This window comes from Pseudarthrobacter sp. Hb11 (genome assembly GCF_059383655.1).
In genome coordinates this window covers 648,450-662,394 of sequence record NZ_JBWZCM010000001.1, presented here as the reverse complement: position 1 = coordinate 662,394, position 13,945 = coordinate 648,450, and the positions used below count along the sequence as shown (strand labels likewise).

The 13,945-nt window shown below is 66.4% G+C and carries 9 protein-coding genes; 4 read left to right on the top strand and 5 right to left on the bottom strand.

Going from position 1 to position 13,945, the window contains the following annotated elements:
* The first annotated feature begins 41 nt into the window (after nucleotides 1–41).
* The gene (locus AC50X7_RS03095; RefSeq protein WP_494977692.1) at nucleotides 42–3,560 is read left to right on the top strand and encodes a S41 family peptidase; all 3,519 of its coding nucleotides are present in this window, start codon (nucleotides 42–44) and stop codon (nucleotides 3,558–3,560) included.
* A gap of 73 nt (nucleotides 3,561–3,633) precedes the next feature.
* Here AC50X7_RS03095 and AC50X7_RS03090 read toward each other — a convergent pair whose 3' ends face one another.
* The 5 genes from AC50X7_RS03090 to AC50X7_RS03070 all read right to left on the bottom strand — a co-directional run bounded on the left by AC50X7_RS03090 (nucleotide 3,634) and on the right by AC50X7_RS03070 (nucleotide 9,786).
* Entirely contained in the window at nucleotides 3,634–4,062 is a 429-nt protein-coding gene (locus tag AC50X7_RS03090) for an OsmC family protein (RefSeq protein ID WP_494977691.1), read from the bottom strand.
* A gap of 193 nt (nucleotides 4,063–4,255) precedes the next feature.
* Complete coding sequence (locus AC50X7_RS03085; protein WP_494977690.1) at nucleotides 4,256–4,606, bottom strand: hypothetical protein; 351 nt, start codon at nucleotides 4,604–4,606, stop codon at nucleotides 4,256–4,258.
* Between the two features lie 151 nt (nucleotides 4,607–4,757).
* Nucleotides 4,758–6,500: a 2-oxoglutarate dehydrogenase, E2 component, dihydrolipoamide succinyltransferase gene (gene sucB, locus AC50X7_RS03080; protein WP_494977689.1), complete on the bottom strand. Its 1,743-nt coding sequence runs from the start codon at nucleotides 6,498–6,500 to the stop codon at nucleotides 4,758–4,760.
* A 116-nt stretch (nucleotides 6,501–6,616) separates the two neighbouring features.
* Nucleotides 6,617–7,999 carry a dihydrolipoyl dehydrogenase gene (gene lpdA, locus AC50X7_RS03075; RefSeq protein WP_494977688.1) on the bottom strand — a complete coding sequence of 461 codons (1,383 nt, stop codon included), beginning with the start codon at nucleotides 7,997–7,999 and terminating at the stop codon, nucleotides 6,617–6,619.
* A 260-nt stretch (nucleotides 8,000–8,259) separates the two neighbouring features.
* A complete protein-coding gene (locus AC50X7_RS03070; RefSeq protein WP_494977687.1) occupies nucleotides 8,260–9,786 on the bottom strand; it encodes a leucyl aminopeptidase in 1,527 nt (508 codons plus the stop codon).
* 257 nt (nucleotides 9,787–10,043) lie between these two features.
* Here AC50X7_RS03070 and AC50X7_RS03065 point away from each other — a divergent pair, with 257 nt between their 5' ends.
* The 3 genes from AC50X7_RS03065 (at nucleotide 10,044) to AC50X7_RS03055 (ending at nucleotide 13,794) form a co-directional block, all read left to right on the top strand.
* Nucleotides 10,044–10,982, top strand: coding sequence for a proteasome assembly chaperone family protein (locus tag AC50X7_RS03065; protein WP_494977686.1), 939 nt, complete (start codon nucleotides 10,044–10,046; stop codon nucleotides 10,980–10,982).
* A gap of 94 nt (nucleotides 10,983–11,076) precedes the next feature.
* On the top strand, nucleotides 11,077–12,423 hold the full coding sequence (locus tag AC50X7_RS03060; RefSeq protein ID WP_494977685.1) for an MFS transporter: 1,347 nt from the start codon (nucleotides 11,077–11,079) through the stop codon (nucleotides 12,421–12,423).
* A 99-nt stretch (nucleotides 12,424–12,522) separates the two neighbouring features.
* On the top strand, nucleotides 12,523–13,794 hold the full coding sequence (locus tag AC50X7_RS03055) for a DUF4192 family protein (RefSeq protein ID WP_494977684.1): 1,272 nt from the start codon (nucleotides 12,523–12,525) through the stop codon (nucleotides 13,792–13,794).
* The last annotated feature ends 151 nt before the right edge of the window (nucleotides 13,795–13,945 follow it).

Here is a 13,945-nt window from a genome sequence, read left to right as displayed (position 1 = left end):
ACCTCCAACAGTGCGAAGTGGGGGTTGACTATGATCAAACGATGACCTCTTCCAGCTACTTCCGTTACCCGCACCTGCACGGCGATCTGGTCACTTTTGTGGCCGAGGACGACGTATGGATTGCGCCCTTGGGCGGAGGCCGCGCCTGGCGTGTTTCCTCCCTCCAGCTGCCCGCCCGAAATCCCCGCTTCACCCCGGACGGACAACGGCTGGTGTGGACGGTGGTGCAGGGAACGGCGCCGGAAGTTGTATCTGCAGCGGTGGACGGCGGCGACTACCGGCAGCTCACGTACTTTGGCCACGGCACCACCAGGGTGAAAGGCTTTACCGCGAAAGGCTCAGTGGTGGTAACCAGCGCCTTCCGCCAGGCCGAAAGCCGGCATACCCACGCCTACAGTGTCCCGCTGGAGGGCGGCTGGGCCGAGGAACTTCCCTTCGGGCCGGTGGAGTCGGTTGCCTTCGGCCCCGAAGTGGGTGATGAGCGCCCGGTAGTGGTGGGCAGCGTGCTTTCCCGCGAACCCGCCTGGTGGAAGCGCTACCGTGGAGGCACCGCCGGGAAACTGTGGCTGGACAACGACGGCAACGGTGAATTTGAGCGGCTGTTGCCGGACCTCGACGGCAACCTCGCTGACCCCATGTGGGTGGACGGCCGGATCGCATTCCTGTCCGACCATGAGGGCTACGGCAACCTTTACTCGGTCCTCCCGAACGGCAAGGACCTGCGCAGGCATACGGACCATGAGGACTTCTACGTCCGGCATGCCAGCACGGACGGCAAACGCATCATCTTCGAATCTGCGGGTGAGCTCTGGGTCCTTGCCCACCTGAACTCTGACCCGGAGCGGCTTGACATCAGCCTGGGATCAGCCTCGCAGTCACGGCGCCCGGCCCTGCTCAACACCACCCGGCATCTTGGCGCCGCGGTTCCGGACGGCACTGGAGCGGCCAGCGCCGTCGAAGCGCACGGCACCATCCACTGGCTGCGGCACAAGGACGGCCCTTCGCGCATTATCGAAGCAACGCCGGGTGTCCGTGCCCGTCTTCCCAGGCCCCTCGGCAACGGACGGCTGGCCTATGTGGCGGACCACGACGGCGTTGAGGCGCTGTACATCAAGGACGTCGCCGCCCCGGTGCCCGGCACAGCGGACGCGGGCACGCTCAGGGCATCCTTGCCGCCTGCCGGGGAGCCGGGCGGCGAAGCTACGGCGTCAGCGCCCGGCAAGGACGAGGCCGCGGCAGCCTTGCCGCAGCCCGTTCCGGCCGCCGGGGCTGCGGTCCTGGCAGGAGCCGGTCAGGCTTCCGCGGTGAGGGATGACCAGCAGGCTGACGTCGCGCCGGAAAACGCACCCTCAGCCGCCGGGGCAGCGGCTCCGGCCGCAGCAACGCGCATCGGCTTCCCCCGTCCCACCCGCACCAGCTCGCTGGAGGCGAGCCCGGACGGCGGCTGGGTCGCACTGGGCACGTCCTTCGGCGAGGTTTATGCGGTCAACACCCGGACCGGGGAACTGACACTGGTGGCCAGCATCGGTGAAGGCACCGTTTCGGATCTGGCCTGGTCGGCGGATTCGCAATGGCTGGTCTGGTCAGAACCGGTAACGTCCTTCGGTTCCCGCAGCCGGCTCCGGCTGGCGAAGGTAACGGAGCCTGAAGCCAGCCCGGTGGATGTCACGGATGGCCGCTTCTGCGATACCTCCCCGGCCTTTACCCCGGACGGCAAGTTCCTGGCGTTCCTTTCCAACCGCAGCTTTGACCCCGTGTACGACGGGCACTCCTTTGACCTTTCCTTCCCGAGCCCCATCAAGCCGTACCTCGTGGCACTGGCCGCTGACACGCCGTCGCCGTTTGGTCCTTCCGTGGATCCGGACGCAGGGGAGGACGGGGCAGGCGACAAAGACGGGGAATCGAAGCAGGAGACTACTGCAGTGCCGGAGGTCAAGGTGGACCCTGAGGGGCTCGCCCACCGCGTCATTGGCGTTCCCGTGCCACAGGGCAACTACACGTCGCTCAAGGCGGCGGAAGGCGCACTGTTGTGGCTCGACTGGGCATTGGCCGGCGTCACCGGTGACGGCAAAGCCAGCCAGGACGAGAAGGATGCCCGTCCCAGCCTTGCCCGCTTCGACCTCACCCGGCGGAAGCAGTCCACCCTGGTGGAATCCCTGGACAGCTTCCGGCTTTCCGGTGACCTCACCAAGGTGGTGCTGATTTCCGACAAGCAGGTCAGCGTTGTACCGGCGGACAAAAAGGCCGACGAGGACTCAGGCGAGCTGGTGAAGGTGGACCTTGGCCGGATCCGGGTGATGATGGACCCGCTCAGCGTGTGGGGCCAGGCCTTCGACGAGGCATGGCGGCTGCAGCGCGACTTCTTTTGGACTGAAGACATGGCAGGGCAGGACTGGGAATCCGTTTACAAGCGCTACCGTCCGCTGGTGGACCGGCTGGGTTCCCATGACGACCTGGTGGACCTGCTGTGGGAACTGCACGGCGAACTGGGAACCTCCCACGCCTACGTGCGGCCGGCACCTGTCACAGAGAACGGAAGCCATGGCCAGGGCCGGCTCGGCGCTGACCTTGCCCACACGCCGGCGGGCTGGGAGATCACCCGCATCCTTGCCGGCGAGTCCTCGGACCCCCTGGCAACGTCGCCCCTGACCCGGCCGGGCGTGGGCGCCAAGGCCGGAGACATCGTGCTCGCCGTCGACGGCGTCCCGCTCTCCGGCACCGTAACCCCTGCGGTGCAGCTGGTGGGGGCGGCAGGCCGGGCAGTGGAGCTGACTCTCCTCAACGGTGCAGCGCATGGCGAAAGCGCAGGCAGGCAGCGGCGGGTCGCCGTCGTACCCGTCAAGGACGAGGAGCGCCTGCGGTACCAGGAATGGGTTGCCTCCAACCGGCGGACCGTCCGGGAGGCCTCCGGCGGCACCTTCGGCTACCTGCACATCCCGGACATGATGGCGAATGGCTGGGCCCAGCTCCACCGCGACCTGGACACCGAAACGGCGCTGGACGGCCTCATCGTGGACGTGCGGCGGAACCGCGGAGGGCACACCTCACAGCTGGTGGCCGAGCTGATCGGCCGCAAGGTCACCGGCTGGAGCATGCCGCGGGCTGAGAAACCCCGGACGTATCCGCACCACGCCCCGCGCGGGCCGGTCATCATCCTGGCCGATGAGTTCGCCGGATCCGACGGCGACATCATCACCCAGGTGTCCAAGCTGCGGGGCATCGGTCCGGTCATCGGAACCCGCACCTGGGGCGGCGTGGTGGGCATCGACAACAGGTTTGCCCTGGCCGACGGCACGGGTGTCACCCAGCCGCGGTACGCAACGTGGTTCGGCGGCGGTGTGGGCTGGAGCGTTGAGAACTACGGCGTGGACCCGGACATCGAGGTCACCTACCCGCCGCACGCTTACGCGGCGGGACGGGATCCGCAGCTCGAATACGGCATCGGGGCGCTGAAGGAGATGATTCAGGAGCTTCCCACGGACCGCCCGCCGGCACGCGAAGGCTACCGCCGGTTGCGTCCCGCGCCGCTGCCGCCCCGGCAGGCAGCCAAGCGGGTGTAACGCCGCCAAAAAGCCCTGCCGTACCGGAACATTCCGGTACGGCAGGGCCTTTTTCCTGAATCCTGCAAAGGGGCTAGGACTGCAGCGTGGCTTCCAGGGTGATGTCGATGCTGGCAAGGGCGCCGGATACGGGGCAGCCCACCTTTGCCTCGGCAGCGATCTTCTGGAACTCGTCTTCGGAGATTCCCGGGATCCTGGCGGACATGGTCAGGTGGCTGCCGGTGATGCCGGTGCCCGGCACGAATGTGACGTCGGCCTTTGTGTTAACTTCCTCCGGCGCGTGCCCGGCCTGCGCCAGGGCGTGGCTGAAGGCCATGGAGAAGCAGGCCGAGTGGGCGGCGGCGATCAGTTCCTCAGGGCTGGTTTTGCCGCCCGAGGACTCGGTGCGGGCCTTCCAGGTGACCTCGTAGGTGCCCAGGCCGGAGCTGTCCAGGGTGGTGTTTCCGGAACCCGACATCAGGTCGCCGTTCCATACTGTGTGCGCGGTGCGTGTTGCTGCCATAACCACTCCTTAAATTGATTCGAACCGGGGCAGGCCAATGCCCGGCCCCGCCGTTTCCCATCCTAGGGATATCGACCCGGGTGTGCACCAGCTGTCCGCTTCTGGTGAATTATGACCGGGGCATGAGATGACGACGGCGACGCCCCCGCTGAAAGGGAGCGTCGCCGTCGTCGTGGCCTCAGCGTGTAGGCAGTTACTGCCAGATGGTGGCGATGGCGATGTTCAGGAGCGCGAGCCCGCCTACGCTGTGGGCCAGGCCCTTGCTGATGTCCTCGCCGTTCTTGTACTTCCGGCGGCCGATGAAGGCCAGCACGCCGACGGCGAGGGCGATGACGAACTTGATGCCCAGCTTCGCGTAGTTGGCGTCCATGTCAAGGGCCGGGATCAGTCCCATCAGGGCGACGCCGCTGAGGAGCTGGAGCATGGCGCCGTCGAACTGGCGGGGGTGGACGGTGGGATTTTTCATCTGGCCGATCCAGATGCCGACGATCATGGCGGCGCCAACGATGTGCAGGAAAACCACGATGTTATAGACGATGTTCATGGGACCAGTGTAGCCAGAGTTTCTACAGCTTGTAGTAGTTTTGGATCCCGGTGATTCGTCGACCCACCCGGGCTGTTAAACGCCGACGGCGGGGCAGGCCTTGCGGTGGTCTCCCACCGCTGCCTGCACCGCCGTCGCGCGTTTCAGCCTGTTACAGCCCCAGGTCCGCTTCGAAGGCGCCTTCTTCAAGGCGTGCCTTCAAGGTCTGGAGGAACCGGCCGGCGTCGGCGCCGTCCACCAGGCGGTGGTCGTACGTCAGGGACAGGTACATCATGGAGCGGATGGCGATCGAGTCGTCACCGTTCTCGTCAGCAACAACCACGGGGCGTTTGACGATGGCGCCGGTGCCGAGGATGCCCACCTGCGGCTGGTTGATGATCGGGGTGTCGAACAGGGCCCCGACCGAACCGATGTTGGTGATGCTGAAGGTTCCGCCGGACAGCTCGTCCGGGCCGATCTTTCCGTCGCGGGTGCGCCCTGCAACGTCGGCGATCTTGCCGGCCAGTCCGGCCAGGTTCAGGTTGCCGGCGTCGGAAATGACCGGGACCAGCAGGCCCTTGTCGGTGTCGACAGCGATCGCCAGGTGCTCAGCGTTGTGGTACGTGATCTCCTGCTTGTCCTCGTCGTACGCAGCGTTGAGCTTCGGGTGCTGCTTGAGGGCTTCGGCAACTGCCTTGGCGATGAACGGCAGGAAGGTGAGCTTGACGCCGTTCTGGGCCTGGAACGAGTTCTTGGCCTTGAGGCGCAGCTTGGCGACCTTGGTCATGTCCACTTCGTGGACCTGCGTGAGCTGCGTTGAAACCTCGAGGGATTCGCGCATGCGGCGGGCGATGACCTGGCGGATGCGGGGAGCCTTCTGCGTGGTGCCGCGCAGCGAGGAAACAGCGGCGTTGGACGCGGCCGGGGCTGATGCGGCAGGCGCTGCTGCCGGGGCTGCGGCGGGTGCGGCCTTGGCTTCAGCTGCGGCGATGACGTCCTGCTTGCGGATGCGTCCGCCCACACCAGTGCCCGAAAGCGAGGCGATGTCCACGCCGTGCTGGTTGGCCAGCTTGCGAACCAGGGGAGTGACGTAGCCGGACTCGGATCCGCCGTTGGCCGTTGCGGCCTCGGTTGCGGCAGGCGCTGCAGCAGCCTGCGGAGCGGGTGCTGCCTTGGGCGCTTCCTGTGCCGGTGCAGCCTGAGCCGGAGCGGCCTGCGGGGCCGGTGCGGGCGCTTCAGCCTTGGGGGCTTCCTGGACCGGGGCCTCGGTGGACGGTGCTTCGGCCGGGGCAGCAGCTGCGCCGGAGCCGATAACAGCGAGGACGGAACCGACCTCTGCTGTTTCGTCCTCGTTGACGCGGATTTCCTGAAGGGTGCCGGCCACGGGCGACGGGATTTCGGTGTCGACCTTGTCGGTGGAGACTTCCAGGAGCGGCTCGTCAACCTCTACGGAATCGCCCACGGCCTTCAGCCAGCGGGTGACGGTGCCCTCGGTGACGCTTTCGCCCAGCGCCGGGAGGGTGACCTCGTGGCTTTCGCCGCCGGCTGCCGGAGCTTCCTGGGCGGGCGCTTCCTGGGCGGGAGCCGGTGCTTCCTGTGCGGGAGCAGGCGCGGCTGCGGGGGCTTCTTCGGCGGGTGCGGCTGCGGGGGCTTCTTCAGCGGGTGCGCCGCCGCCGGAGCCATCGCCGATGCGGACCAGGGGAGCGCCGACCTCGGCGGTCTCGTCCTCGGCAACCAGGATTTCCTCAATCACGCCGGCGACAGGAGAGGGGATTTCAGTGTCTACTTTGTCGGTGGAGACTTCGAGCAGCGGCTCGTCCACCTCTACCCGGTCACCTACCTGCTTGAGCCAGCGGGTGACGGTTCCTTCGGTGACGCTCTCACCGAGGGCGGGCAAGTTAACGGATTCAGACATGTCGTCCCCGTTCTCCTTATTGATCTTTAGTGCGGATGATTGCTGCCTTGTTGGCCAGCCTAGTGCACCCGGCACTCCGTGCCGGGTGCACCAGGCCCTGTGGTGCTGGGGGGAGACTAGCCGTGAAGCGGCTTGCCAGCGAGTGCCAGATGGGCTTCGCCCAGGGACTCGTTCTGGGTGGGGTGGGCGTGCACCAGCTGGGCAACATCCTCAGGGTAGGCTTCCCAGTTCACAATCAGCTGGGCCTCGCCAACCTGCTCGCCCATGCGGGCGCCGATCATGTGGACGCCCACCACGGGGCCGTCCTTCTGGCGGACCAGCTTGACCAGTCCTGAGGTGCCCAGGATGGAGCTCTTGCCGTTGCCGGCGAGGTTGTATTCCTGGGTCTGGACCTGGTCCTCGCCGAACTTCTCCTTGGCGGCCTTTTCGGTATAGCCGACGGTGGCGATTTCGGGATCGGAGTACGTGACCTTGGGGATGTTGATGTCCTCAACGATCACCGGCTTCAGGCCGGCGATCTCCTCGGCCACGAAGATGCCCTGCTGGTAGCCGCGGTGGGCCAGCTGCACGCCGGGGACGATGTCGCCGACGGCATAGATGTTGCCGACGCCGGTGTGGAGGCGCTCGTTGGTGATAACGAAGCCGCGGTCGATGGTGATTCCGGCTTCCTCGTAACCCAGGTTGGCGGTGACGGGGCCACGGCCGACGGCGACGAGCAGCAGGTCGGCTTCGAACGTCTTGCCATCCACCAGGGTGACCTTGACGCCGTCGTTGTTCTGCTCAACGCCCTGGAAGAACACACCGGTGGAGAACTTGATGCCGCGCTTCTTGAACGCACGCTCGAAGTTCTTGACGATGGTGGCGTCTTCGTTGGGAACCAGTGAGGGCAGGCCCTCCACGATGGTGACGTCAACGCCGAAGGACTTCCAAACGGAAGCGAACTCGACGCCGATGACGCCGCCGCCCAGGATGATGACGCTCTTGGGGATGGAGTCCATGGTCAGGGCCTGGTCGGAGGTGATGACCTTGCCGCCGATTTCCAGGCCCGGAAGGGTGCGTGAGTACGAGCCGGTGGCCAGGACAATGTTCTTGCCCTTATACGCGGTGCCGTTCACCACAACGGTGTCGGTGCCCTGGAGCTTGCCCTCACCCTCGATGACGGTGATGCCCTTGGACTTGACGAGGCCCTGGAGGCCCTTGAACTTACCGGCGATGATGCCGTCCTTGTACGCATTGACGGCCGTGATGTCGATGCCGTCAAGGGTGACGTTCACGCCGTATTTGGCGGAGTCACGGGCGTGGTCGGCGAGCTCTGCAGAGTGCAGCAGCGCCTTGGTGGGGATGCAGCCGTTGTGGAGGCAGGTGCCGCCCAGCTTTGCCTTCTCCACGAGGCCGACGGTAAGGCCAAGCTGTACGGCCCGCAGTGCGGCGGCGTATCCGCCGCTGCCCCCGCCGAGTACCAGGATGTCGAATTCTTGCGCAGTTGCCTGATCGGCCACTTAAACGCTCCCTCGCGTGAACGATGACGCGATCTCCGCGCATCATCTGGTCTTGGAACTTACACTGCCGTGATTATGCCAGCAGGCCGGTTCTCTTGCATTTGTGACTACCGTGGTTCACCTTAGCGAACCACTTATCCATGCTCCACCTTGGCGCCGCGTTTGTGGAGCGCTTGTGTCCAGTGTCACGCGGCCCTGCGGTGCAGGGAACATTCCCCACACCACAGGGCCGTCGTGGCTACCGGACGCGGCCAAAAGAGTCAGGCCGCTGCGGCCAGGATGTCCTCTACATAGGCCACCAAGGTCCGCACGGTGCAGCCCGTGCCCTGCTTGTGGGTGTAGCCATAGGGGCTTCCGTTGTTGAAGGAAGGCCCGGCGATGTCTATGTGGGCCCAAGGGATCTGCTCCCCGTCCTTGCCCTTACCCACGAATTCGCGCAGGAAAACGGCAGCCGTCATCATGCCGCCGTGGCGTTCGCCGATGTTGGCGAGGTCTGCTACCTGGGAGTCGATGCTGGGACGCAGTTCCTCGGGAAGCGGCATGGGCCACACAAGCTCCCCTGCCCGGTCGGCTGCGGCCTTGAGCGGGCCGGTCACGCTGTCGGAGCCCATGACCCCGGCGGTGCGGTTGCCCAGGGCGATCAGCTGCGCACCGGTGAGGGTGGCGACGTCGATGATGGCGTCCGGGTACTCCCGGCTGGCAGCCACGATGCCGTCCGCCATGACCAGCCGGCCCTCAGCGTCGGTGTTCAGGACTTCAACGGTCTTACCGCCGAACATGGTGAGGACGTCCGCCGGGCGGGATGCCGCGCCGGAGGGCATGTTCTCGGCGATGCAGAGCCAAGCGGTCGCCTTGACCGGCAGGCCAAGTCCGGCGAGGGCCAGGACAGTGTTAAGGACGACCGCGGCGCCCGCCATGTCGCTCTTCATGTCGCCCATGCCGAGGGCAGGCTTGATGGAGATGCCGCCGGTGTCGAACGTGATGCCCTTGCCGACGAGGGCAATCTTCGACGTCGCTTTGGCAGGGGAGTACTCCACCTTAACCAGCCGCGGCTGGCGGGCGGAGCCCTTGCCCACGCCCATGATGCCGCCGAAGCCTTCCTTTTCGAGCCGCTTCTCGTCCCAAACGGTAACCTTCACGGGCAGGCCCTTTGCCAGGTCCTTCGCGGCCTCGGCGAAGGTTTCCGGATAAAGGTGGCTGGGCGGCTGGTTCACCAGCGAACGGGTGGCGTTGACGGCCTTGCCGATCAGCGCGGCACGCTTCAGTGCGGCGCCGGTTTCGTTGTGGTCGGCGTGCTCCGTGAAGATGACTGCGTTTCGAACCGGATCCTTCAGGCCGTCCTTTGACGACCGGAACTCGGTAAAGGAATAGGCGCCCAGGGCGGCACCCTCGGCGACCGCCGCCACGTCGGCAACTGACGCCGTCGGCAGGGCCAGGACCACCGTTGCGATGCCGGCAAGCTGGCGCACAGCTGAACCTGCCGCCCGGCGGAGTGCCTCGCCCGTGAGGGGCTCCGCTGCCGAAACCTTGCCGGTGCCCGCAAGGACCAGGATGCCGGCGCCCGTCTCCGGCAGGCCGGGGAGGCGGACGATCTGGTCGGCGGCGCCCGTGACGCCCAGGGACTTGAGGGAGCCCGCGAGGGCCTCTGCGGACTTGGCCGTGAGGGGGTTCTCCAGGAGGACCGGCCCGTCAGTGCCTTTTCCCACACCTATGACCACTGCGTCACTGGGGCTCTTCTTCAGGTCCCTTGAGAGGGTACTAAGGTTGATTTCAGTATTCTTGACCACAGGGATCAGTCCTCAATTCTCGAGAGATGTTCGGGCAGGGATGCATGTTCGGCGCTCTGCCATGGATGCCCGGATGCAATCGTTCGGGACGCGGTCCGGGTGTCTGCAAGCCCGTCTGGCAGGCCAGTTCCGATCGTAGCCCGTCCCCGCCCGAGCCGGTGTATTTCCTGAGAGGTGCGCCACACCAGCGGCAGGAATGTGCGGCTGTCCTGCGGCGTTGTAAAAGATGACCCCCGCACCGATGAAAGGAACACGCCGTGCTTGAACGGTTTTCCGGCTCCCTGCTGGACCCCGATGCGCTTTATGCAAGCAACATCGAGCTGTTCCACAGCCCTGCCCTCCGTGGGCTGAACCTGGTGATGGGCTTCACCGGATTCGCCGACGCCGGGCACGTGGTGAAGCAGATCAATGCGGAACTGCTGGACACGCTCGACGCCGAGCCGGTCGCAGTCTTTGATGCCGACCAGCTGATCGACTACCGGTCGCGCAGGCCGCACCTGACGTTCGTCGAAGACCACCTTCAGGACTACCAGGAGCCCCGGCTCGCCCTCTACCGGTTGATCGACGGGCTGGGTAATCCCTTCCTCCTGCTGGCAGGTTTTGAACCGGACCTTCAGTGGGAACGGTTTGCACGTGCCGTGGTGGGCATTGTGGAGAAGCTGGACGTCAACCTGGTGACCTGGATCCATTCCATCCCCATGCCGGTACCCCACACCCGTCCGGTGGGTGTGACGGTGCACGGTAACAGGCCTGAACTGATCGAGGGCATCTCCGTGTGGAAGCCAACCGTGGAAGTCCCCGCAGCGGTGGGTCACATCCTGGAGCTCCGCCTGGTGGAGGCAGGCCGCAACGTGGCCGGTTACGTCATTCATGTGCCGCACTACCTTGCCGAGGCCGAATACCCCACTGCCGCCGTCGCAGGCCTTGAATACCTGGGTGCCGCCACGTCGCTGATGCTTCCCTCGGACCGGCTCCGCGAAGCCGGCCGGGAAGTCAGCCGCCAGATTGCCGAGCAGATTGATAACTCCGAGGAAGTCCAGCAGGTGGTTTCCCGCCTCGAGACCCGGTACGACGAAAAGGCCGAAGGCACGGTCCGCCGCTCGCTCCTTGCGGACGAAAATGACGAGCTGCCCAACGCGGACGTCCTGGGCGCTGCCGTAGAGGCCTACCTCGCACGCGAGAACCCCGGCCACTAGGGTCCGGGGGTTCTGGACCCCGGCCAGCAGGCGGGCTGGCAGGTGGAATGGGTTGCTGCCGGGGCCGGCACGGCCGTCCGGGCATAATGAAGAGGTGACTGCACCCCGCGCCTGGCTGATCTGGACCGTTGGCATCTTCGGGTACCTTGTAGCCGTTTCGCAGCGCACGTCCTTCGGGGTGGTGGGCCTGGAGGCCACCGAACGCTTCCACGCCAGTGCGTCGGCAATCTCGTTCTTCACCGTCCTCCAGCTGCTGGTCTACGCCGGCCTCCAGATCCCCGTGGGCCTGCTGGTGGACCGGTTCGGCTCACGGGCCATGATCGCCGGCGGTGCCGTGCTGATGGGGCTGGGCCAGCTCCAGCTGGCCTTCGCCGACAGTATGCCCGGCGGCGTGGCCGGCAGGGTCCTGGTGGGCGCCGGGGACGCCATGACTTTCATCTCGGTGATCCGCCTGATCCCGCTCTGGTTTGCGCCCGCCCGGGTGCCGCTGGTGACCCAGCTGACGGGGATGTCCGGCCAGCTGGGGCAGCTGTTCAGTGTTATCCCGTTCGCCTTCGTCCTTCACGCTTCCGGCTGGACCCCCGCGTTCCTGATGCTCGCCGGGATGTCGGGACTCGCCGTCGTCCTGGTCCTGCTGCTCCTGCAGGACGTGCCGCCCGGTGCCCCGCGGCCGCAGGCCCAGCAGGGGCTGAAGGCAACCGGAGCTTCCCTCGCCCGTGCCTGGCGCCAGCCGGGGACCCGGCTGGGGTTGTGGAGCCACTTCACCATCCAGTTCAGCGGCACCGTCTTCGCGATGACCTGGGGTTACCCGTTCCTTCTTTCCGGGCAGGGACTCGACGCCGGAACGGTGGCCGCCCTCATGGCCCTCTATGTGGCCACCGCCATGGCAGTGGGACCGTTTATTGGCCGCTTCGTTTCCCGCCACCCGCTGCGGCGCTCAACCATGGTCCTGCTGATCGCCGCTGCCACGGCCGGAGCCTGGGCCGCTGTCCTGCTGACTCCGGGGCGTTCGCCATTGTGGCTGCTGGCGGGACTGGTGGTGGTGCTGGCCATCGGCGGGCCCGGCTCAATGATCGGCTTCGATTTCGCCCGCACCTTCAACCCGGCGCACCGGATCGGCACCGCGACGGGCATCGTCAACGTGGGCGGATTCATCGCCGCGCTGATCGCGATCTTCCTGATTGGCCTGGTGCTGGACCTGCTGTATGCCAGCGGCTTCTCCAACGGAGTCCTGTACGGGCTGGACCCGTTCCGGATTGCACTGAGTGTCCAGTTCCTGCTGCTCGGCCTCGGAACCGCAGCCGTGCTGGTCTGCCGCCGCAAGGTCCGGAGGCAGATGGCCGCCCAGGGTGTTGTTGTCCCGCCCCTCCGCAGCGCGCTGGCCCGCCAGCGCCGGGAGAACCTTGCCCGGCGGAGCCGTGCGGCGGCTCCGGACGACTGACTGGTCCTCCACGGGCCGGCTTTATCCACATAGCTGCACCTTGTCCACTTAGCGCATTCAGCGCTGTCGAAGAGCCCGTCTTCGGCGAATGCTGGAGCCATGACACCTCCAGAACGCCTCACAGTCCGCGGCCCGGAAGACATCCTCTGTTTCATTCCCCACTCGCTGGGATACTGGCCGTCGCGGAGCCTTGTGGCCATGACGCTGCAGGGCAAAAGGCTCGGCGCCACGCTGCGGCTGGATCTTCCCGGGCAGGATGTCCTTGCCGATCCCACCATCTTCGCCCGGACAGTGTGCGGGTACCTGGAGGCAGACGAAAATGCTGACGGCACCCTGCTGGCCCTCTTTACGAACAATGGCTGGCTGGCGGGGCCGGGCTGCTACGACGCACTGCTCGACGGTTTGGAACTGGCCCTGGGTGAGGCAGGAATGCCGGTCAGGGACGCCTGGTATGTGGGGGACCAGTACTGGCGGGACGCCCGTTGCACCGGCTCCGCCGGCTGCCCGCCGGCGCGTCCCATCCAGGAAATCCGGGACAGCCTGCTCAACACTGAGATGGTGTTCCGGGGAAGCAGCGTAGGACCAGCCCCCGACCAGCGGCACCCGGCCGGCCCCGTTCCGGGACTCCACGGCGCGGCTGTGCTGGAGGCGGAGGCCGTGTGGTCGGCCCGGCTGGACCCTCGGCGGCAGAGCCGGGCTCAGTTCGCCGCGGTGCTGGGACAGTGGGAGGCGATGCTCGCCCGGCCGGCCGAGCACCTGCAACGGCTCTCGGTGCACCGTGACGCTTTCCTTCGGGCAACGCTCCTGGTGCCCGCCTGGCGCGACGCTGTCCTGGTGATGGCGGCGGCCGGCAGAGCCGCGGCAGCAGCCGGGGCCGAAGAGTTCGGGACCTTCAGTGATGACGCGCGGCTGGAGCCAATGACGCCTGCGGCGGAACAGATTGGGCCGGATGAAGTGCCATCAGCGGCGGACGCGCCTGATGCCCTGTCCTTCGCGGCAGCTGACTTCTGCACCGAAGGCCTGCTGATGTCCGGCCATCAGGCTGGAACTCCTGGCTACGGAAACGTCCTGATGGGGCATGATCCTGCAGTTCCGCAATGGCCCAGTCTTGATGCCCTCGATCTCGTCCTGGAGCACCTCGCCCTGCTTGGCGGACCCTCGGCAGCGGCTGCCCTGACGGGGAGGGGCTGGATTGCCTGGTGCCGCGGGCGGGGCTCGTACTCGGCCGCGTACTTGGGGGAGGCGCTTGAAATAGAGCCCGGCTACCGGCTTGCGGAGCTGCTGCTCGAGTTGGTCCGCCGGGGTACGCTGTGCGGCTGGGCGGCGCGGAAGGAGGCTGCCTGGCAGAAGTTCGGACCGGACGCGGCCTGAAGTGAGGGCGGCAGGAACGGCCGGTTAGGCCGTATTTGGGGAAACCGTGAGACAATGGTTGCCGAGACCCGGTTGGGTCCGTGTATCAAGTGCTGGTAATGAACCCTTTCCGGGAACATTGCGGCCGCTCCGGCAGTTCTATTTATAGACT